The organism is Paracoccus sp. DMF, from assembly GCF_004407025.1.
Classification (GTDB): Bacteria; Pseudomonadota; Alphaproteobacteria; order Rhodobacterales; family Rhodobacteraceae; genus Paracoccus; species Paracoccus aminovorans_B.
Window position 1 is genome coordinate 57582 of the sequence record NZ_SOKV02000010.1, and the last position, 19345, is coordinate 76926.

A 19345-nucleotide genomic window follows, 5' to 3' on the forward strand; every position below is an offset into this window, starting at 1 on the left:
CCGGTCGAGGAGCCGGAGCCATGGGAGGATGACATGGATTACAGGATGCTGATCGGCGGCAAGCTGATCTCGGCCGAGCGCATGGTGGAGGTGCTGAACCCCGCCACCGAGGAGGTCTTCGCCCGCGTGCCGCACGCGACCGAGGCGCAGCTGGACGAGGCCGTCGCCGCCGCCGCCGCCGCGCAAAGGGACTGGGCCAGGACCAGCATGGCCGAGCGGCGGGCCAGGATCGAGGCGCTGGCCGCCGCCATCGGCGAGCAGGCCGAGGACCTGGCGCGCACCATCACCCAGGAACAGGGCAAGCCCTTGCCCGAGGCGATGGGCGAGGTGCAATGGAGCCAGGGCTATCTGGCCCATACCGCGACGCTGGAACTGCCCGACCGGGTGATCCAGGACGATGCGGATTTCCGCATCGAGACCCGCCACAAGCCGCTGGGCGTCGTGGGCGCGATCATCGCCTGGAACTTCCCGCTGCTGCTGGCCTGCTGGAAGATCGGCCCGGCGCTGATGGCCGGCAATGCCATCGTGCTGAAGCCCGCGCCGACCACGCCGGTCGCGGCGCTGAAGCTGGGCGAGCTTTGCGCGGCGATCTTCCCGGCCGGGCTGGTGAACATCATCACCGACGCGAACGACCTCGGCCCGCGCATGACCACGCATCCGGGCATTGCCAAGATCGGCTTCACCGGCTCGTCCGAGACCGGCAAGCGCATCATGGCCAGCGCCGCCAGCACGATGAAGAGGGTGACGCTGGAGATGGGCGGCAACGACCCGGCCATCGTCCTGCCCGACGTGGATGTCAGGAAGACCGCCGAAAAGATCTATGGCGGCGCCTTCATGAACGCGGGGCAGGTCTGCCTGGCGGTCAAGCGCGCCTATGTCCATGACGCGATCTATGACGAATTCTGCGACGCGCTGGCCGAGATCGCCCGGACCGCCGTGGTCGACGACGGGCTGAAGCAGGGCACCACCATCGGCCCGATCCAGAACAAGGCGCAGTATGAGAAGGTCAAGGGCTTCCTGGCCGATGCCAGGGCCAGCGGCACGGTCATCGCCGGCGGCGAGGCGCGTGAGGGCCGGGGCTATTTCATCACGCCGACCATCGTGCGCGACGTTCGCGACGGCCAGCGCATCGTCGACGAGGAACAGTTCGGCCCGATCCTGCCGGTGATCCGCTTCGACGACGTCGACCAGGTGATCGCGCGGGCCAATGCCTCGGATTACGGGTTGGGCGGCTCGGTTCATTCGGCGGATGTGGACCGCGCGGCCGAGATCGCCGGGCGCATCGAATCCGGCACGGTCTGGGTGAACCAGCAGCTCAACATCGGTCCGCATATCCCGATGGCGGGCTTCAAGGGCTCGGGCCTGGGCGTCGAGCAATCGGTCGAGGGGCTGACCGAATACACCCAGATGCAGGTCGTCAACATCGCGCGCGGCTGAAGGTCGCCCGGCCGGGGCGCGGTCCCGCCGCGCCCCGGCCCTTGAAAGGACAGGAGACGATCATGACGCATCCGCTTTCCCGTTCGGCCGCGCCGCAGGACGGGCTGTCGCATGTGCGCGGACCGGCCGAGCCGCCGCTGAAACATGCCACCATCCCGCAACTGCTGGCCGAGGCCGTGGCCGCGCATGGCGCGAACGACGCGCTGGTGTTTCGCGAAAGCGGCGACCGGCTGAGCTATCGCGACTTCGCCGCCCGGGTGGACCGGCTGGCGGCGGGGCTCTTGTCGCTCGGCATCGCCAAGGGCGACCGGGTGGGGATCTGGTCGCCGAACCGGCTGGAATGGGTGCTGACCCAGTTCGCCACTGCCCGCATCGGCGCCATCCTGGTCAATATCAACCCGGCCTATCGCCTGTCCGAGCTGGACCATGCGCTGAACAAGGTCGGCTGCCGGGCGCTGATCGCCGCCAGCCGCTTCAAGAGTTCGGACTATGCCGGCATGCTGCGCGAGCTGATGCCGGAACTGGCCGCCGGCGGCGGCAGCGCCCGCTTTCCCGAGCTGCGCCATGTGGTGATGATGCAGGACGATCCCGGCCCCGGCATGATCCCCTTTGCCGAGATCTCCGCCCGCGCCACGCCCGCGCTGCTGGCCGGCCTCGACCGGATCGCGCTGGACCCGGACGAGCCGATCAACATCCAGTTCACCTCGGGCACCACCGGCCAGCCCAAGGGTGCGACGCTGTCGCATCTGAACATCGTCAACAACGGACGCTTCGTCACCGACCGCATCGCGCTGACCCAGGCCGACCGGTTGGTGATCCCGGTGCCGCTTTACCATTGCTTCGGCATGGTGATGGGCGTCCTGGGCGCGGTCAGCAAGGGCGCGACCATGGTCTTTCCCTCCGAGGCCTTCGACCCCGCGCAGACCCTGGACGCGGTCGAGGCCGAGCGTGCGACGGCGCTTTACGGCGTGCCGACGATGTTCGTCGGCATGCTGCAGGAACTGGACAATGCGCATCGCGACCTTGCGAGCCTGCGCACCGGCATCATGGCCGGCGCGCTTTGCCCGATCGAGGTGATGAAGCGGGTCAACCGCGACATGCACATGCATGAGGTGACGATCTGCTACGGCATGACCGAGACCTCGCCGGTGTCCTTCCAGAGCTTCACCGACGACCCGACCGAGAAGCGCTGCGAGACCGTAGGCCGCATCCACCCGCATCTCGAGGTCCGCATCGTCGGCGAGGGCGGCGCGACCGTGCCGGTCGGCGAAAAGGGCGAGATCTGGACCCGGGGCTATTCGGTGATGTCGGGCTATTGGGCCGATCCCGCCGCCAGTGCCGAGGCCATCCACGACGGCTGGATGCAGACCGGCGACCTGGGCACGCTGGACGAGCAGGGCTTCTGCACCATCGTCGGCCGGGTCAAGGACATGATCATCCGCGGCGGCGAAAACATCTACCCGCGCGAGATCGAGGAATTCCTGATCCGTCACCCGCAGGTGCGCGAGGTGCAGGTCTTCGGCATCCCCGACGACCGCTTTGGCGAAGAGGTCTGCGCCTGGGTCGTGCCCCGCAGCGGCCAGACCATCGACCCCGAGGCCCTGCGCGCGCATTGCAAGGGGCAGATCGCGCATTTCAAGGTGCCGCGCCATGTCCGCGTGGTGGCGGACCTGCCGATGACGGTCACCGGCAAGCCGCAGAAATTCGTCATGCGCGACCGCATGGTCGAGATGCTGCGGGCCGAGGCGGTGCAGCCCTGACGGCGGCGAGCGCGCTCAGCCGGCCTCGGGTCGCACCAGCCGGGCGCCAAGGCAGGTGGCGGCCACCGCCAGCGCCACCAGCGCCAGGCTGACCTGCAGCGAGGCGGCCTTGGCGATGAAGCCCATGATCGCCGGCCCGACCAGCAGCCCGGCATAGCCCATGGTCAGCACCCGCGACATCGAGCGCCCGCCATCCGCCAGCCCCAGCCGCCCGGCGGCCGAGAACAGAATCGGGATGACATTCGCCATGCCAAGCCCGCAGAGCGCCATCGCCGCCAGCACCGGGGCCACGGCCCCCGCGACCAGCATCGCCGCCAGCGCCAGCGCCACCGTCGCCGTGCCCAGCCGGAACAGCCGCACCGCGCCGAACATGCGGTTGGCACGGTCGCCCAGCAGCCGGCCCAGCAGCATGCTGCCGGCAAAGACCGCGTAACCCAGCGCGCCGGTGCTCTCGCTGGCGCCGAGGATTCGCACCAGGTAGAGCGCCGCCCAGTCCATGATCGCGCCCTCGGCGAAGAAGATGGCGAATGCCACCGCGCCAAGCGCCAGCACCCGCAGGCCGGGCGCCCCGGTGCCGCTGCGCGCTTGCGCTGGGGTGGTGTCGCCTTGCGGCGCGGGGACACCGCCCGCGCAGGTGGCGGCCAGCGCCGCGAGCAGCAGGATCAGCACGCCGGCCGCGACCAGGCTGGCCGGCGCGGCGCCGCCGGCATGGGCGCGCCAGGCATAGCCGGCGGCGCCGGCCAGGGTTCCGGCGCTGAACATGGCGTGAAAGAAGGACATCACCGGCCGGCCGGCGCGGGCCTCGAACTGCGCGGCATGGCTGTTCATCGCTACGTCCAGCGCGCCGAAGACCACGCCGCAGAAACCCGCGACCAGCGCCGCCTGTCCCATCTGCCCGACCAGCGCCACGGCGGCGATGCCGGCGCCGAACAGCCCGGCCGCAAGGCAGGAGACCCGCCCGGCGCCGAAGCGCGCCATCAGCCGCGGCACCAGGTTCATCGAGGCGATGGCCCCGGCCGCGAAGCACAGAAGCACCAGGCCGATCTGCGCCTCGTCCATGCCGGTGCGCCGGCCGAGCGCCGGCAGGTTGGCGCCCCAGACGCCGGCGCCGATGCCGGCGGCCAGGAAACAGGCCAGAAGCATCAACCGGGTCTGGCGGGGCGAGGACGGCATGGCGATCTTTCCTGCGGGTGAAAGGCGCGCGATGCCATGGCGGCGCCGATTCTGCAAATCGGGGGATCAGGCGGCGCGGGGGAAATGCAGCCGGGCGCAAAGGCCGCGACCGCCGGCGCCGGGGTGCAGGCCCAGCCGGCCGCCGAAAAGCCGGGCGATTTCCTCGACCACCGGCAGGCCCAGGCCCAGGCCCGGCCCCTGACCCTGACCCTGGCCGCGCGCAAAACGGCCGATGGCGGCGGCGCGGGCCTCGGCCGGGATGCCGGGGCCGTCGTCCTCGACCTCCAGCACGGCCTCGTCGCCCTCGGCGCGGACGCGGATCGTCACCATCGCGCCGCGCCCGGTGTGCAGGATCGCGTTCGAGATCAGGTTGGCCAGCGCCTCGCCCAGCAGAAGCGGCTCGGCGCGGACGGGCAGGGGGCCTTCACCGTCGAAGCCGCCCTCGAAACCCAGGTCGATGCCGGCCTCGGCGGCGGCGGGGATCTGCTCGGCGGTCAGGTCGCGGGCGAAACCGGCAAGGTCGATCACGTCGGGCGCCCGGCCCGCCGCCGCATCGACCTTGGCCAAGAGCAGAAGCTGCGCCAGGATGCGCTCGGCATGGGCGACCGCCGCGTCGCCCTTGGCGGCGGCGGCCTGCGCCTCGGCCAGCGTGCCGGCGCGGGCCGCCAGTGCCAGCTGCGTGCGCACCACGGCCAGCGGCGTGCGCAGCTGGTGGCCGGCGTTGCCGGTGAAATTGCGCAATCCGTCCAGCGCCGATTTCAGCCGCAGCATGAAGCCGTTGATGGCCCCGACCAGCCCGCGCACCTCGCTGGGCACCGGGGTCTCGACCGGCGACAGGTCGTCGGGGCTGCGGGTGGCGATGGCCTCGGACAGCCGCGACAAGGGCCGCAGCGAGACGGTGACGGCGATGCCGACGATCAGCGCCGCGCCCAGCATCATCAGCCCCAGCCGCAGGGCCGAGCGCATCAGGATGGTCCGCGTCAGCTCTTCGCGCGCGGTGGTGGTCTCGGCCACGGTGACGGTAAAGGGCACCTCGTCGATGCCGGTCGAGGCGGCGCGGGCCAGCGTCGCCACCCGCACCGGCTGGTCGCGGAACAGGCCGTCGGAAAAGCCCGGCTCGCCGCCCGGCACCGCCGGCGCCACCGGCAGGTCGGCATAGCCGGTGACCAGCCGCCCCGGCGGGCCGTCGACGCGATAGAACACCCGGTCCTCGGCCGCCGAGCTGAGCATTTCCAGCGCGCCATAGGGGATCTCGATGGCGATCATGCCCTCTTCGTCCAGCGAGGCGCGTTCGGCGATGACCAGGGCCGAGCCGGCCAGCACCCGGTCGGCCAGCGCCGTCGCCATGTGCCGCGCCTCGCGCCCGGTGTCGACCAGCGCCAGCGCGCCGAAGACCGCCGTCGCCGCCAGGAGCCACAGCAGCAGCCGGCGGCGGATCGAGAACGGCCGGCTCATGCCCGGTCCAGGAAATAGCCGATGCCGCGCGCCGTGCGCACCGTCAGCCCGGCCGCCGCCAGGCGCTTGCGCAGCCGGCTGACATATTGCTCGATGGCGTTGGCCGACAGGTCGTCTTCCAGCGAGGTCAGCGACTGCACGATGCTGTCGCGCGGCACCACCTTGCCGGCGCGGGTGATGAGCAGTTCCAGCAGGCCGCGTTCGCGCGCGGGCAGGTCCAGCGGCTGGCCTTCGACCGAAAAGCTGCGGCTGTTCTGGTCGAAGCTCAACGCGCCGAAGCTGACCGTCGCCGTGCGCAAGCCCGCCTGCCGGCGCAGAAGCGAGCGGATGCGGGCCTCGAACTCGCCGATGTCGAAGGGCTTGATGAGGTAGTCGTCGGCGCCGAGGTCGAGGCCGCGCACCCGCTCCTCGGGCGTGCCGCGCGCGGTCAGGATCATCACCGCCGCCGGGTTTCTGCGCGCCCGCATGGCGCGCAGCACCTCGAGCCCGTCCATCTGCGGCAGGTTCAGGTCCAGGATCACCAGCTCGAAACTTTCCGCCGCCGCCAGCGCCTCGGCCGAGGCGCCATCATGGACCACGTCCACGGCATAGCCGGACTGGCGCAGAAGCGCCGACAGGCCCTCGGCCAGCGAAAGATTGTCCTCGACCAGCAGGATGCGCATGAAATCCCCCTCGGCCCGGCAGGTTAGCGATTGTGCCCCGGCTTGTGAACGGGGTCCGGCTGGGGCAGTCTGGCGGCCATCATGCGCCTTGCCCTGCTGCCCGCCCTGCTGATCCTGGCCCTGACCGGCATCGCCCGGGCCGAGGCGGTGCTGTTTCCCGCGCCATCCGGACAGGCGGCGGGCGAACTCACGATCTATTCCTCGCTCGACGACGATCTGGCCCGGCCGCTGGTCGAGGCATTCCAGCAGCGCCGGCCCGACCTTGCCCTGCGCTACGAGAACCTGCTGACCGGCGCCCTGCACGACCGCATCGTGGCCGAGACCGAGGCCGGCACCGGCACGGCGGATTTCGCCTTTTCCTCGGCCATGGACCTGCAGGTGAAGCTGGCGAACGACGGCTTCGCCCGGCCGGTGGTGACGCCCGACACGCCCGGCTGGCCGGATTGGGCGAACTGGCGCGACACCGCCTATGCGCTGACCTTCGAGCCGGCGGTCTTCGCCTATCACAAGCCCAGCTTCCGCGACCACCCGCCGCCCGCCACCCGGGCCGAGCTGCTGGAATGGATGGCGCGCCATCCGGCCGAGGCGCAGGGCCGCATCGGCACCTATGACGTGGCCCGCTCGGGCGTGGGCTATCTGTTCCTGGCCCGCGACCAGGAGCTTTATCCGCAGATCTGGGACGTGGTGCGCGCGATGGGCCGCATGGGCGTGCGGCAATACCCGACCACGGCCGAGATCCTGGCCCGCATCGCCGACGGCAGGCTGGCGGTGGGCTACAACCTGCTCGGCTCCTATGCCGCCGACTGGGCGCGCCAGAACCCCGAGGTGGGCGTTATCCTGCCGCGCGACTTCACCGTGGTCGTCTCGCGCGTGGCGCTGGTGCCGCGCGCGGCGCGGGCGCCGGAACTGGGCGCGGAATTCCTGGCCTTCCTGATGTCGCCCGAGGGGCAGGCGCTGCTGTCGCGCACGTTGCGGCTGTCGGCCGTCAGCCTCGAGGTGGCGGGGCAGGATTCGCCACTGGGCGGCATGGCGGGGCTGGAGGGCGTGCGGCTGAAGCCGGTGCCGGTCAGCCCCGGGCTGCTGGCCTATCTGGACCAGGCGACGCGCGCCCGGCTGCTGGCGCGCTGGAGTCGGGCATTGTCGGCCCGCTAGGTTTGCGAAATTTTTCACGCCCGCGTCAGGTCCATGACAGGTTTCTGTGATGCAAAGGGCGCAGAGCCCGCCAGCGGGTTCACGGAGGACCGCCCGCATTCCGGGAGAGATGCGGGCCAAAGCCAGAAAAACAGGAAAACGGGCCGGCGCCGCCGCGCGTCCGGCCGATGCGGAGGAAACCATGAAGCATCTCGTTCTCGCCAGCCTCTTCGCCGGCGCCATGGCGCTGCCGGCCATGGCCGACTATACCATCATCGCGCCCGCCAACCCCGGCGGCGGCTGGGACCAGACCGCGCGCACCATGCAGACCGTGCTGCAAGAGGAAGGCATCTCGAAATCGGTGCAGGTCCAGAACGTGCCCGGCGCCGGCGGCACCATCGGCCTGGCGCAATTCGCCAGCCAGAACAAGGGCAACCCGGATGCGCTGATCGTCGGCGGCTATGTCATGGTCGGCGCCATCCTGACCAACGGCTCGCCCGTCTCGCTGAAGGACGTCACCCCCATCGCGCGCCTGACCGGCGAATACGAGGCCATTGTCGTGCCCGCCGCGTCCGAGATCCAGGACATGGCCGGGCTGGTCGAGAAGCTGAAGGCCGACCCGGGCGCGGTCAGCTGGGCCGGCGGTTCGGCCGGCGGCACCGACCATATCGCCGTCGGGCTGATCGCCAAGGCGGCCGGCGTCGATCCAACCAAGATCAACTACATCGCCTATTCCGGCGGCGGCGAGGCGCTGGCGGCGATCCTGGGCAACCAGGTCACCGCGGGCATTTCCTCGCTGGGCGAGTTCGAGGCCCAGATCCAGGCCGGCACCCTGCGCCTGCTGGCGGTTTCCGCGCCCGAGCGGCTGGAGGGCGTCGATGCCCCGACCCTGCAAGAGGCCGGGCTGGACGTGACGCTGGAGAACTGGCGCATGGTCGCCGCCGCCCCGGGCCTTTCGGACGAGCAGAAGGCCAAGGTCACCGCCGATATCGAGAAGATGGCCAAGTCGGAAAACTGGCAGAAGCAGCTGGCCGACAAGGGCTGGATGGACACCTTCCTGGCCGGGCCCGAGTTCGACGCCCAGCTCGCCAAGGACACCGAGGCCACCGCCGCGATCCTCAAGGACATCGGTCTGGTGAAATGAGCGACCTGCAACCGCAAACCAAGCGCCGCCCGGATGGGGCGGCGCTTGTCATCGCGGCCGGCCTTGCGGTCATCGCCGGGGTGATGCTGTGGGACAGCGCCCGGCTGGCCGATCTGGGCGGCTATTCCGGCGTCGGCCCGGCCAGCGTGCCGCGCGTGGTGGCCTTCTGCCTTCTGGGCCTGGCCGGCTGGACCGTGCTGGCCGCGTTGCGCGGCGATTTCCCCGAGCGGCCGCCGCAAAGGGTCGCGCCGGTGCTGTGGATCGTCGCGGGGCTGGCCGTGCAGTTGCTGCTGCTGCATGTCGCGGGCTTTTCCATCGCGACGGGCATCCTGTTCGCCTGCACCGCCTTCGCCTTCGGCAAGCGCAACCTGGCCATGACCCTGCCCATCGGCATCGCCTTCGCCTTCGTGGTCTGGGTGATCTTCTCGCAACTCCTGATGCTGCACCTGCCGCCCGGCCCGCTGGAGCATCTGTTCTTTCCGGGGGGCTGAGCCATGGGCGCCTTCGATTTCCTGATGCAGGGCCTGGCGACCGCCGCTGACCCGATGCTGCTGTTCTATGCGCTGATCGGCGTCACGCTGGGCACCGCCGTGGGCGTGCTGCCCGGCATCGGCCCGGCGCTGACCGTGGCGCTGCTTCTGCCCGTGACCTATCGGCTGGATCCGGCCGGCTCGCTCATCATGTTCGCCGGCATCTATTACGGCGGCATGTATGGCGGCTCGACCACCTCGATCCTGCTGAACACGCCGGGCGAGAGCGCCTCGATCATCACCGCGCTGGAAGGCAACAAGATGGCCCGCAAGGGCCGGGGCGGGCCGGCGCTGGCCACCGCCGCCATCGGCAGCTTCATCGCCGGACTGATCGCCACGCTGCTGCTGGCCTTCCTGGCGCCGACCATCGTCAAGCTGGCGCTGGTATTCGGCCCGCGCGAATATTTCGCGCTGATGGTCTTGGCCTTCGTCACCGTCTCGGCCGCCTTCGGCGATTCTGCCCTGCGCGGGCTGACCTCGCTGTTCCTGGGCCTGGCGCTGGCCTGCGTCGGCATCGACCAGCTGACCGGGCAGGCGCGGCTGTCCTTCGGCCAGGCCGAGCTTCTGGACGGGATTGAGGTCACCACCATGGCCGTCGCCATGTTCGCGGTGGGCGAGGCGCTGTTCATCGCCGGCCAGCGCGAGCAGCACGACGACGAGGTCACCGCCGTCAAGGGCTCGGTCTGGATGAACCGCAGCGACTGGGCGCGTTCGTGGAAGCCCTGGCTGCGCGGCACCGTCATCGGCTTTCCCATCGGCGCCATGCCCGCGGGCGGGGCCGAGATCGGCACCTTCCTGTCCTATGCGACCGAGAAGAAGCTGTCGAAGCACCCCGAGGAATTCGGCCAGGGCGCCATCGAAGGCGTGGCCGGTCCCGAAGCGGCGAACAACGCCAGCGCGGCGGGCACGCTGGTGCCGCTCTTGACGCTGGGCCTGCCGACCAGCGCCACGGCGGCGATCATGCTGGCGGGCTTCCAGCAGTTCGGGCTGCAGCCCGGCCCGCTGCTCTTTGCCACCAACCCGACGCTGGTCTGGGGGCTGATCGCCAGCCTGCTGATCGCCAACGCCATGCTGCTGGTCCTGAACCTGCCGCTGATCGGGCTGTGGGTGAAGCTCTTGACCGTGCCGAAACCCTGGCTCTATGCCGGCATCCTGCTGTTTGCGACGCTGGGCACCATCGGCGCCAACCCCTCCAGCGTCGAGTTGGGGATGCTTCTGGGCTTCGGCGTGCTGGGCTATGTGATGCGGCTTTACGGCTATCCCATCGCGCCCATCGTCGTCGGGCTGATCCTGGGCCCGATGGCCGAGCAGCAGCTGCGTCGGGCGCTGTCGATCAGCCAGGGCGACTGGAGCTATCTGCTGCATTCGCCCATCGCGGCCACGCTTCTGGGCATCGCCGCCCTGGCGCTGATCGTGCCGCTGATCCTGCGGGCGCGCGGCAAGGGCCAGGTGCTGGCGCAGCTTGCCGGCGACGAGGACTGAAGCAATAACCCCGGCCCGCCCAACGGCGCGGCCGGGGTTGCCATGCCCTGCGCACATGGCGGCATTGCCCAAATGCTGCGTTGCGGAAACGGCGGGAGAGGCCCATCTCTGTTGGCGTAGAAACACCGACAGACAGGCAAAACAGATGACCGCCCTTCAGTCCCTCCGCTCGTTCTTCGGCGCCTTCCAGGCCGCCGTCCACGCTGCCGCCGCGGTAGACATGCACCGCACTCCGGACGCGCGCGACCTGAAGAAACTGGGCATTCCCAAGGCCGCCTTCAGCCAGATCCACCTGTAAGGACGGCCGGGGCAGCAGACCCCGCGTCCCGCGCCATCCCGCCGCCCCGATCAGCCGATCCGGGCGGCGTTCCGTTGCGATCAACAGCTGATCGCGGCCGTCTCGCGCAGCGCGGCGACGCTCCAGATCGGGCGGGATCCGAAGAGCATGTCGACCTGATAGCGGCGGCCGCCGCCGCCAGGAAGGGCGTCATCTGCCTTTCCTGTGCAAACCATGCGGGACGCGCTCGCCGTCGCGAAAAGCGAGACCCGGCGCGGCCGTTCCGCGAGGCGGCGATCGCCTGCTGCACCACGGGCCTGGGCATAGCGATCTTCGACGAATGCGCGGTGGTCGAGGTCCATAGCCCGGAATCATGCGCCGGCCGCTGGTCGAGCGGGCACCGTCTGGGCGGTGACCAGGAAGGACCGCCGCGCCTTGCCGAATTCGCCATCGGCCGCTTGCGCCGCGAATGGCCGCGGGCGTCAGGAAAGCTGGCCCGACGCCCCGAGCCTCAGGCAGCGCGGGCCTGCGCGTCCAGGGTGGCGGCGAGGTCGTGCAGCAGTCGGCGCGTGTCCTCCCAGCCCAGGCAGGCATCGGTGATGCTCTGGCCATAGGTCGGCACGCGGCCCGGGGCCAGATCCTGCCGCCCGGCGACGAGGTTGCTTTCCAGCATGACGCCGCGGATGCGCGCCTCGCCGCCCCGGATCTGCGCGGCGATATCGGCGATCACCGCCGGCTGGCGCGCGGCGTCCTTGCCGCTGTTGGCGTGGCTGGCGTCGATGACGATGCCGGGATCCACCCCGACCCTGGCGGCCGCCGCCGCGGCGGCGTCCACATCGGCGGCGCCGTAATTCGGCCCGGCATGGCCGCCGCGCAGCACCAGATGGCAGGCCGCATTGCCGGTGGTGCGGGCGATGGCGGCGCGGCCGTCGGCAGTGATCGCCGGGAAGCTGTGCGCACCCGCGGCCGAGCGGATCGCATCCAGCGCCACCTGCACGCCGCCATCGGTGCCGTTCTTGAAGCCGACCGGGCAGGACAGGCCCGAGGCCAGCTGGCGATGGATCTGGCTTTCCGTGGTGCGCGCGCCGATGGCGCCCCAGGCGATCAGGTCGGCGAAATACTGCGGCAGGATCGGGTCCAGGAATTCGGTCGCGGCCGGCAGGCCCATGCGGTTGATGTCCAAAAGCAGCCGGCGCGCCATCGGCAGCCCGTCCTCGATCCGGTCCGAGCCGTCCAGATGCGGGTCGTTGATCAGCCCCTTCCAGCCGACCGTGGTGCGCGGCTTCTCGAAATAGACCCGCATGACGATTTCCAGCCGGTCGGACAGTGCCCGGCGCTCCTCGGCCAGCCGCGCGGCATAGTCGAGCGCGGCCTTGGGGTCGTGAATCGAGCAGGGGCCGACCACCACCAGAAGCCGGCGGTCAGCGCCGGCCAGGATGGCGCGGATCGCGGCACGGCTTTCAGTGACGAGGCGCGAGATCGCATCGTCGCGCGGCAGCTCGGCCGCCAGGGCGGCGGGCGCGGGCAGCAGGCGCAGGCTGTCGATATGCAGGTTTTCGGTCTGGATGGTCATGGCTCTTTCTCTGCGAAGGGGCCGGACCGGGGGTTTTCGAAAGACAAAAGCCGCCGGTCGGGCCAGCGGCTTTCGGGGATAGTATCGCGTTCCTGACGCTACACGGCAACCCGGCTCCGCTGGGGACAGCGGAACCAATAAAACGAGGCGGTGTAGAATTCACGATGCGACATGGCGCCATGGTTAGCCGGGCCGCGCCGGCTTGTCACGCGATTTTTCGGGTTCAGTCCGGCAAGGCCAGCGGGCCGATCCGCGGCCACAGCTCGCCCGGCCCGGGATTCTCGGGCGCGCAGGCGCCGCCCAGATGCGCCATCACCCCCCAGACCGCGTTCAGCGCGGTCTGCACCGCACCCTCGACCCAGGCCGGGGTCCAGCTGATGCCGTCGCCGGCCAGGAAGATGCCGCGCTGCTCTTCGGGCATGGCGCCCTGCATGAAATGGCCATACATGCGGTGGTTATAGCGGTAATGCCCGGGCAGCGCGCCCTTGAAGGCGCCGAGGAAATTCTCGTCCGCCTCCCAGCTGACGCAGATCGGGGCGCCGCGGATATGGCTGCGGATGTCGACGCCGGGATAGATCTTGTCCAGCGCATCCAGCGCCAGTTCGACCCGCCGCTCGGGTGCCAGCGGCAGCACCTTCAGCGCGTCGGTCATCCAGGAATAGCTCAGGCAGATCACCGCCGGCCGGTCGGGGCCATTGTCGAAGAAATAGCTGCCGCGCGTCAGCCGGTCGGTCAGCGTCATCGACAGCAGCGGCCGGCCGGTCGCCGGATCGGTATCGTTCCAGAACGGCCGGTCCACCATGACGAAGGTCTTCGCCGCCTGCATGTAGCGGGTGCGGTCCAGCGCCATCCACAGCTTCTGGTCGAAGAGCGATTCGTCCACCGCGACCGAGGTGGTCAGCAGGTGGCTCTGGCAGGTCACCAGCACGGCCGCATAGTCGCGGGCAACGCCCCATTGGTCGGTGACGGTGAAGCCCGCGCCGTTGCGGGCGATGCGGCAGGCCCGGCCCAGCGTCGCGCCGCCGTTCAGCGCGCTGAGCGTGGTGCCCGCGGGCCAATGCACGCAGACCGCCGGCTGGCGCCACAGCCGTTGCAGCACGGTCTCGACCCCGCCGACGATGAAACGCTGATTGTCGTCCAGCTCCAGCAGGTTCACCCGCAGGATCTCCAGCATCGAATTCGGAAAATCGCTGTCCCAGCCGCCGGTGCCGAAGCCGACCTGGCCGAACACCTCGCGGTGGCGGAAGCCGAGGCCCTGGAACGCCTTGGACGAGACCACGAAATCGTAGAAGGTGCGCTCGTCCCATTGCGCCACCAGCGGATCCCACAGCGCCTTGAGCCGCGCCACGTCGCGGTCGCGCACCGCCTGTTGCAGCGCGGCGAAATCGGCGTGTTCCTCCAGCGCGGTGCGATAGGCGGTGGCGACCTCGTGGTAAAGCCGGGGCAGATCGTCGAGGCTGCGGGCGAAATGCGTCTCGCCCTCGAGGTCGATCACCGTCGAGCCGGCGGCGGCGGTCAGCGGGTTCGGAAACGGCCGGCTTTCCAGCCCGACCAGGTCGACGTAATGGTAGAAGGCGGCCGAGGAGACCGGAAAGCGCATCCCGCCCAGTTCCGCCACCACGTCCTCGGTGCCCTCGAAGATCTCGGACCGCAGCCGGCCGCCCAGCTTGGCCGATTCATAGACCTCGGGATGCAGGCCCAGCTTCATCAGCTCGTGGCTGGCGACGATGCCGGCGCAGCCCGCGCCGATCACCGCAACCTTGGTGCCGAACCGCTCGGCCGGGATGGCGCCAAGCCCCGCCGGATGGCGCAGCCAGTCGTCATAGGCAAAGGGGAAATCCGGCCCGAAGGCGGTGACGGGGCGGTCGGTCATGCTGCTCTCCCACGGGGCCGGCTGGCGAAGGCCGGAGGATCGGTTAGACTGCGCGCCAGTATCGCCGCGAAGGGGCTGAAAAGTGAAGATTGCACTCTGGCAGGCGCCGCCGACAAATGGCCGGATCGACGCGGTTTTCCGGGCGATCTGCCAGCAGTTGCGGGCGGCCTCGGCGGCGGGCGCCGGGCTGCTGCTGACGCCCGAGCTGATCCTGCCGGGCTATAACCGCCCCGACCTGCATGCCGCGCTGGCCCAGCCGCTGGACGGCGCATGGATCACCCGCCTGCGCGAGATGGCGCGCGAGGCCGGCTGCGGGCTATGCCTTGGCTGGGCCGAGCGCGCGGGCGAGGCGCTTTACAACGCCGCGACGGTGATCGGCGCCGACGGGGCGATCCTGTCGCATTATCGCAAGATCCAGCTCTATGGCGCCATGGAGCAGGCAGGGTTCCGGCGCGGCACCGAACTGCCGCCGGTCTTTCAACTGGCGGGGCGGGCGGCGGCAACGCTGGTCTGTTATGACATCGAGTTTCCCGGCCATGCCGCGGCGCTGGCGGCGGGGGGCGCACGGTTGATCCTGGTGCCGACCGCCAATCCCCTGGGCTTCGAGCATGTCCAGCGCGTGCTGGTCCCGGCCCGCGCGCATGAGAGTGGCGCGGTGGTGGCCTATGCGAATTACGCGGGCTCCGAGGCCGGGCTGGACTATGGCGGCCTGTCGGTCATCGCTGGACCGGACGGCCAGCCTTTGGCCATGGCGGGCGCGCGGGGCGAGGCGCTGCTGGTCGTGGACCTGACCGCGGCCGATGCCGTGCCGCCCGAAGGCCGGGCCGCGCTGGCGCGGGAATACCGCCCGGCCGGCAAGGACGCCTAAGGCGCGCGCACCGGGCCGCATCGGCCCGGCGCGAGGCTTGTTCCGCCGGGCTCAGCCCAGCCAGAGGTCGCGCAGCAGCGCCTGGGCCAGGTGATCGACCTGGCCGCCGTCGATGCGCACCAGCCGCTCCTGCCCGTCATAGAACACCCGCAGCCGATCGCCGGTGACTTCGTATTCCCCGGACACCAGCGCGCCCTTGCGACCGGTGATCGTGACCGTGCCTTTCATGGTCATCTCCTGTTGTTCTTTCCCCAAGCCTGCCTCGCGGAACAGGGGAACAACAATACCACTTTCGGACAGTGTTGCCGAAACGGCGCAAGGCAAGGGCGGTGCCGTTGCCGACACCGCCCCTTTGCCTGGCTTTTAAGTCAATCCCTAAGGATCCGGCCTCAGCTCATCCGGGTCAGCACGTATTGAACGATGCGCTCGGCGGCGTCCTCGGGGGTCAGATCGACGGTATTGACGGTGATCTCAGCCTGCTGCGGCAGCTCATAGGGGCTGTCGATGCCGGTGAAGTTCTTCAGCTGGCCCGCGCGTGCCTTCTTGTAAAGGCCCTTCACGTCGCGCGATTCGGCGACCGCCAGCGGCGTGTCGACGAAGACCTCGACGAATTCGCCCGGCGCCATCAGGTCGCGCACCATCTGCCGTTCCGAGCGGAAGGGCGAAATGAAGGCGGTCAGAACGATCAGCCCCGCATCGGTCATCAGCTTGGCAACCTCGCCCACGCGGCGGATGTTTTCCACCCGGTCGGCATCGGTGAAGCCAAGGTCGCGGTTCAGCCCGTGGCGGATGTTGTCGCCGTCCAGCAGGAAGGTGTGCTTGCCAAGCGCATGCAGCTTCTTCTCGACGATATTGGCGATGGTCGACTTCCCCGAGCCCGACAGGCCGGTGAACCAGACCACGGCGGGCTTCTGGTTCTTCAGGCTGGCATGGGCCTCGCGGTCGACATCCAGCGCCTGCCAATGCACGTTCTGCGAGCGGCGCAGCGCGAAATGGATCATGCCGGCCGCGACCGTGGCATTCGACATCCGGTCGATCAGGATGAAGCCGCCCAGGTCGGGGTTGGTGGCATAGGCCTCGAACGGGATCGGCCGGTCGGTCGAGATGTTCACCACGCCGATCGCGTTCAGGCCCAGCGTCTTGCTGGCCAGGTGCTCCAGCGTGTTGACGTTCACCTCATACTTGGGCTCGGTCACGGTGGCGGTCACGGTCTGGGTGCCGATCTTCAGGATATAGGGCCGGCCCGGCAGCATCTCCTGCTCGGCCATCCACACCAGCGTCGCCTCGAACTGGTCGGCCACTTCGCAGGGTGCGTCCGACCGGACGATCACGTCGCCGCGCGAGCAGTCGATCTCATCGGCGAAGGTGATGGTGACGGATTGCCCGGCCACCGCCTGGTCCAGATCGCCGTCGAAGGTGACGATGGATTTCACCGTGGTGGTCTTGCCCGAGGGCAGCACCCGGATCGCGTCGCCCGGCCGGACCTGTCCGGCGCCGATCTGGCCGGCGAAGCCGCGGAAGTCGAGGTTCGGCCGGTTCACCCATTGCACCGCCATGCGGAAGGGCTGCTCCTGCATGCGGGCGTCGTTGACCGGCGCCTCTTCCAGGTGGCCCAGCAGGGTCGGGCCCTGATACCAGGGCATCGCCGGGCTCTTGGTTACGATATTGTCGCCCTTGAGCCCCGAGATCGGGATCGGCAGGAAGCTTTCCATGCCGATCTGCTTGGCGAAGTGGCTGTAATCGCTGACGATCTCGTAGAAACGCTCGGCCGAGTAATCGACCAGGTCCATCTTGTTCACCGCCAGCACCACGTTCTTGATGCCGAGCAGGTTCACCAGATAGCTGTGCCGCCGGGTCTGGGTCAGCACACCCTGGCGCGCGTCGATCAGGATCACCGCCAGGTCGGCGGTCGAGGCGCCGGTGACCATGTTGCGGGTATATTGCTCATGGCCGGGAGTGTCGGCGACGATGAATTTGCGCTTGTCGGTGGCGAAGAAGCGATAGGCCACGTCGATGGTAATGCCCTGTTCGCGTTCCGCCGCCAAGCCATCGACCAGAAGGGCGAAGTCGATCTCGCCGCCTTGGGTTCCGACATTCTTGCTGTCGTTTTCAAGGCTTGCAAGCTGATCCTCGAAGATCATCTTGCTGTCGTACAAGAGCCGGCCGATCAGCGTCGATTTGCCGTCATCGACCGAGCCGCAGGTGATGAAGCGCAGCATGGTCTTGTGCTGGTGCTTCAGCAGATAGGCGTCGATGTCCTCGGCGATCAGCGCGTCGGTGACGTAGACGGGGTCTTTGTCTTGAAGGTTCATTTCAGAAATACCCCTCTTGCTTCTTCTTCTCCATCGACGCGGACTGGTCGTGGTCGATGGCGCGGCCCTGGCGCTCCGAGGTCGTGGTCAAGAGCATTTCCTGGATGACCTCGGGCAGGGTGCGGGCCTCGGATTCCACGGCGCCGGTCAGCGGATAGCAGCCCAGCGTGCGGAAGCGCACCGATTTCATCATCGGCTGTTCGCCGTCGCGCAGGCGGAAGCGTTCGTCATCGACCATGATCAGCAGCCCGTCGCGTTCGACGACCGGGCGCTTGTCGCTGAAATACAGCGGCACGATGTCGATGCCTTCCAGGTGGATGTATTGCCAGATGTCCAGCTCGGTCCAGTTCGACAGCGGGAAGACCCGGATCGATTCGCCCTTGCCCTTGCGGGTGTTGTAGAGCTTCCACAGCTCGGGGCGCTGGTTCTTGGGGTCCCAGCGGTGGTTGGCCGAGCGGAACGAGAACACCCGCTCCTTGGCGCGGGATTTCTCCTCGTCGCGGCGCGCGCCGCCGAAGGCCACGTCGAAATTGAACTTGCTCAGCGCCTGCTTCAGCCCGTCGGTCTTCCACATGTCGGTGTGCAGGCTGCCGTGGTCGAAGGGGTTGATGCCCTTTTCCATCGCCTCGGGGTTGTGGTGGACGATCAGCTCCATGCCGGCGGCGGCGGCGGCGCGGTCGCGCAGCTCGTACATGGCGCGGAACTTCCAGGTCGTGTCCACGTGCAGCAGCGGGAAGGGCGGCGGCGCCGGGTAGAAGGCCTTTTTCGCCAGATGCAGCATGCAGGCCGAGTCCTTGCCCACGGAATAGAGCATCACCGGATTGTCGGCGCTGGCGACGACCTCGCGCATGATCTGGATGCTCTCGGCCTCAAGCCTTTGAAGATGGGTCAGGGTGGCCGCCCGACCCTCGGTTTCTGTCTCGATGCTGCTCATCTGCATGGCCCCTGTTCAGTGTTGCGCGTCCTTTGCCAGATTTCGCCGGCAATACCAAGACCACCGCAGCGGGAATCCGCCTTGTCCGGCCGGTATGCCCGGGCGAACGGCGTCCGGCCGTGCGTATCCATTCGCAAATTTTCGTATGGGTTCGCTTCGGCGCGGCTTACCAGCCGGTGATGCCCTCGACCGGGCGCGGCGGCACCGGCTGGCTGACCAGGTGGCTCTTGCGCTTTTCGTAAAACGCATTGCCGCCCGCGACCAGCACGTAATGCATGTTGTCATAGCCGAAGCGGTGGCTGGCGGCGTGGAAGAACATGGCCTTGCCGATCATCGGGTGACGCTCGCCGCGCAGGACGGCGCGGGCGGCCTCGCGTACCTTGGGCAGGCCGCTGTCGTTCATGCGCCGCGTCATGATGCCCGGCGCGAACTGTCCGCGCTGGCCGACGACGCCGCAGATCGAGCGCGGATACTGTCCCGATTCGACCCGGTTCATCACCACGCTGCCCACGGCGATCATGCCGTCGCGGCTGGAGCGGTTCGATTCGAAATACATCGCCCGCTCCATGCATTCCAGCGGGCTGTGGCGCCGCATGCCGCAGCCCGCCAGCATCAGCAGGGCAAGGCCGGTCAGCAGCGCGGGCCGAAGGCTGGAAAAGGGCATGGCGGTTCCTTTGGCGGGCGGCGCGCGGCCGCATTCGCCCGATGCTTAGCAAGAGCCGCGCCGCCGCTTC

The 19345-nt window shown here is 69.1% G+C and carries 18 protein-coding genes; 8 read left to right on the top strand and 10 right to left on the bottom strand.

Annotation, left to right across the window (positions count from 1 at the left end; all coding sequences use genetic code 11):
- Window positions 1-33: 33 nt before the first annotated feature.
- Together E3D03_RS08130 and E3D03_RS08135 are read left to right on the top strand one after the other, a co-directional pair.
- Window positions 34-1437, top strand: a complete 1404-nt coding sequence (locus E3D03_RS08130; protein ID WP_263566549.1) for an aldehyde dehydrogenase family protein — start codon at window positions 34-36, stop codon at window positions 1435-1437.
- Between the two features lie 62 nt (window positions 1438-1499).
- The gene (locus E3D03_RS08135) at window positions 1500-3197 is read left to right on the top strand and encodes an AMP-binding protein (RefSeq protein ID WP_263566550.1); all 1698 of its coding nucleotides are present in this window, start codon (window positions 1500-1502) and stop codon (window positions 3195-3197) included.
- Window positions 3198-3212: 15 nt separating this feature from the next.
- Here E3D03_RS08135 and E3D03_RS08140 read toward each other — a convergent pair whose 3' ends face one another.
- From E3D03_RS08140 to E3D03_RS08150, 3 genes are all read right to left on the bottom strand, one after another.
- Window positions 3213-4370 carry an MFS transporter gene (locus E3D03_RS08140; RefSeq protein WP_263566551.1) on the bottom strand — a complete coding sequence of 386 codons (1158 nt, stop codon included), beginning with the start codon at window positions 4368-4370 and terminating at the stop codon, window positions 3213-3215.
- A 66-nt stretch (window positions 4371-4436) separates the two neighbouring features.
- Window positions 4437-5825, bottom strand: coding sequence for a sensor histidine kinase (locus tag E3D03_RS08145; RefSeq protein ID WP_263566552.1), 1389 nt, complete (start codon window positions 5823-5825; stop codon window positions 4437-4439).
- Window positions 5822-6487, bottom strand: coding sequence for a response regulator transcription factor (locus E3D03_RS08150; protein ID WP_018001382.1), 666 nt, complete (start codon window positions 6485-6487; stop codon window positions 5822-5824). The genes E3D03_RS08145 and E3D03_RS08150 overlap by 4 nt, the downstream gene beginning before the upstream one ends.
- A gap of 81 nt (window positions 6488-6568) precedes the next feature.
- On the opposite strand from E3D03_RS08150, the gene E3D03_RS08155 reads away from it, so the two are divergent.
- The 5 genes from E3D03_RS08155 (at window position 6569) to E3D03_RS08175 (ending at window position 11072) form a co-directional block, all read left to right on the top strand.
- Window positions 6569-7639, top strand: coding sequence for an ABC transporter substrate-binding protein (locus E3D03_RS08155; RefSeq protein WP_263566553.1), 1071 nt, complete (start codon window positions 6569-6571; stop codon window positions 7637-7639).
- A gap of 181 nt (window positions 7640-7820) precedes the next feature.
- Complete coding sequence (locus E3D03_RS08160) at window positions 7821-8762, top strand: Bug family tripartite tricarboxylate transporter substrate binding protein (protein WP_263566554.1); 942 nt, start codon at window positions 7821-7823, stop codon at window positions 8760-8762.
- Window positions 8759-9253 (top strand): tripartite tricarboxylate transporter TctB family protein, encoded by a 495-nt coding sequence (locus tag E3D03_RS08165; protein ID WP_263566555.1) that lies wholly within the window; start codon window positions 8759-8761, stop codon window positions 9251-9253. The genes E3D03_RS08160 and E3D03_RS08165 overlap by 4 nt, the downstream gene beginning before the upstream one ends.
- Window positions 9254-9256: 3 nt before the next feature.
- Window positions 9257-10774, top strand: coding sequence for a tripartite tricarboxylate transporter permease (locus E3D03_RS08170; RefSeq protein WP_263566556.1), 1518 nt, complete (start codon window positions 9257-9259; stop codon window positions 10772-10774).
- A gap of 145 nt (window positions 10775-10919) precedes the next feature.
- Window positions 10920-11072 (top strand): hypothetical protein, encoded by a 153-nt coding sequence (locus E3D03_RS08175; protein ID WP_263566557.1) that lies wholly within the window; start codon window positions 10920-10922, stop codon window positions 11070-11072.
- Between the two features lie 80 nt (window positions 11073-11152).
- On the opposite strand, the gene E3D03_RS08180 is transcribed toward E3D03_RS08175, so the two are convergent.
- The 3 genes from E3D03_RS08180 to E3D03_RS08190 all read right to left on the bottom strand — a co-directional run bounded on the left by E3D03_RS08180 (window position 11153) and on the right by E3D03_RS08190 (window position 14497).
- Window positions 11153-11413: a hypothetical protein gene (locus E3D03_RS08180; protein WP_263566558.1), complete on the bottom strand. Its 261-nt coding sequence runs from the start codon at window positions 11411-11413 to the stop codon at window positions 11153-11155.
- Window positions 11414-11562: 149 nt separating this feature from the next.
- On the bottom strand, window positions 11563-12624 hold the full coding sequence (locus E3D03_RS08185) for a 3-deoxy-7-phosphoheptulonate synthase (RefSeq protein ID WP_263566559.1): 1062 nt from the start codon (window positions 12622-12624) through the stop codon (window positions 11563-11565).
- Window positions 12625-12847: 223 nt separating this feature from the next.
- Window positions 12848-14497 carry a flavin monoamine oxidase family protein gene (locus E3D03_RS08190; protein WP_263566560.1) on the bottom strand — a complete coding sequence of 550 codons (1650 nt, stop codon included), beginning with the start codon at window positions 14495-14497 and terminating at the stop codon, window positions 12848-12850.
- An 82-nt stretch (window positions 14498-14579) separates the two neighbouring features.
- On the opposite strand from E3D03_RS08190, the gene E3D03_RS08195 reads away from it, so the two are divergent.
- The gene (locus tag E3D03_RS08195; RefSeq protein ID WP_263566561.1) at window positions 14580-15365 is read left to right on the top strand and encodes a nitrilase-related carbon-nitrogen hydrolase; all 786 of its coding nucleotides are present in this window, start codon (window positions 14580-14582) and stop codon (window positions 15363-15365) included.
- Between the two features lie 51 nt (window positions 15366-15416).
- On the opposite strand, the gene E3D03_RS08200 is transcribed toward E3D03_RS08195, so the two are convergent.
- The 4 genes from E3D03_RS08200 to E3D03_RS08215 form a co-directional block, all read right to left on the bottom strand.
- Window positions 15417-15593 carry a hypothetical protein gene (locus tag E3D03_RS08200; protein WP_253880124.1) on the bottom strand — a complete coding sequence of 59 codons (177 nt, stop codon included), beginning with the start codon at window positions 15591-15593 and terminating at the stop codon, window positions 15417-15419.
- 161 nt (window positions 15594-15754) lie between these two features.
- Window positions 15755-17677: a sulfate adenylyltransferase subunit CysN gene (gene cysN / locus E3D03_RS08205; protein ID WP_062563100.1), complete on the bottom strand. Its 1923-nt coding sequence runs from the start codon at window positions 17675-17677 to the stop codon at window positions 15755-15757.
- A gap of 1 nt (window position 17678) precedes the next feature.
- Window positions 17679-18611 carry a sulfate adenylyltransferase subunit CysD gene (gene cysD / locus E3D03_RS08210; RefSeq protein WP_216635406.1) on the bottom strand — a complete coding sequence of 311 codons (933 nt, stop codon included), beginning with the start codon at window positions 18609-18611 and terminating at the stop codon, window positions 17679-17681.
- A gap of 166 nt (window positions 18612-18777) precedes the next feature.
- Window positions 18778-19275, bottom strand: coding sequence for a cell wall hydrolase (locus tag E3D03_RS08215; protein ID WP_062563102.1), 498 nt, complete (start codon window positions 19273-19275; stop codon window positions 18778-18780).
- Between the last annotated feature and the right edge of the window lie 70 nt (window positions 19276-19345).

Coding starts and splice junctions, on each gene's coding strand:
- E3D03_RS08130 (WP_263566549.1), top strand. CDS start 34: ATGGATTACAGGATGCTGATCGGCGGCAAGCTGATCTCGGCCGAGCGC.
- E3D03_RS08135 (WP_263566550.1), top strand. CDS start 1,500: ATGACGCATCCGCTTTCCCGTTCGGCCGCGCCGCAGGACGGGCTGTCG.
- E3D03_RS08140 (WP_263566551.1), bottom strand. CDS start 4,370: ATGCCGTCCTCGCCCCGCCAGACCCGGTTGATGCTTCTGGCCTGTTTC.
- E3D03_RS08145 (WP_263566552.1), bottom strand. CDS start 5,825: ATGAGCCGGCCGTTCTCGATCCGCCGCCGGCTGCTGCTGTGGCTCCTG.
- E3D03_RS08150 (WP_018001382.1), bottom strand. CDS start 6,487: ATGCGCATCCTGCTGGTCGAGGACAATCTTTCGCTGGCCGAGGGCCTG.
- E3D03_RS08155 (WP_263566553.1), top strand. CDS start 6,569: ATGCGCCTTGCCCTGCTGCCCGCCCTGCTGATCCTGGCCCTGACCGGC.
- E3D03_RS08160 (WP_263566554.1), top strand. CDS start 7,821: ATGAAGCATCTCGTTCTCGCCAGCCTCTTCGCCGGCGCCATGGCGCTG.
- E3D03_RS08165 (WP_263566555.1), top strand. CDS start 8,759: ATGAGCGACCTGCAACCGCAAACCAAGCGCCGCCCGGATGGGGCGGCG.
- E3D03_RS08170 (WP_263566556.1), top strand. CDS start 9,257: ATGGGCGCCTTCGATTTCCTGATGCAGGGCCTGGCGACCGCCGCTGAC.
- E3D03_RS08175 (WP_263566557.1), top strand. CDS start 10,920: ATGACCGCCCTTCAGTCCCTCCGCTCGTTCTTCGGCGCCTTCCAGGCC.
- E3D03_RS08180 (WP_263566558.1), bottom strand. CDS start 11,413: ATGGACCTCGACCACCGCGCATTCGTCGAAGATCGCTATGCCCAGGCC.
- E3D03_RS08185 (WP_263566559.1), bottom strand. CDS start 12,624: ATGACCATCCAGACCGAAAACCTGCATATCGACAGCCTGCGCCTGCTG.
- E3D03_RS08190 (WP_263566560.1), bottom strand. CDS start 14,497: ATGACCGACCGCCCCGTCACCGCCTTCGGGCCGGATTTCCCCTTTGCC.
- E3D03_RS08200 (WP_253880124.1), bottom strand. CDS start 15,593: ATGAAAGGCACGGTCACGATCACCGGTCGCAAGGGCGCGCTGGTGTCC.
- cysN (WP_062563100.1), bottom strand. CDS start 17,677: ATGAACCTTCAAGACAAAGACCCCGTCTACGTCACCGACGCGCTGATC.
- cysD (WP_216635406.1), bottom strand. CDS start 18,611: ATGAGCAGCATCGAGACAGAAACCGAGGGTCGGGCGGCCACCCTGACC.
- E3D03_RS08215 (WP_062563102.1), bottom strand. CDS start 19,275: ATGCCCTTTTCCAGCCTTCGGCCCGCGCTGCTGACCGGCCTTGCCCTG.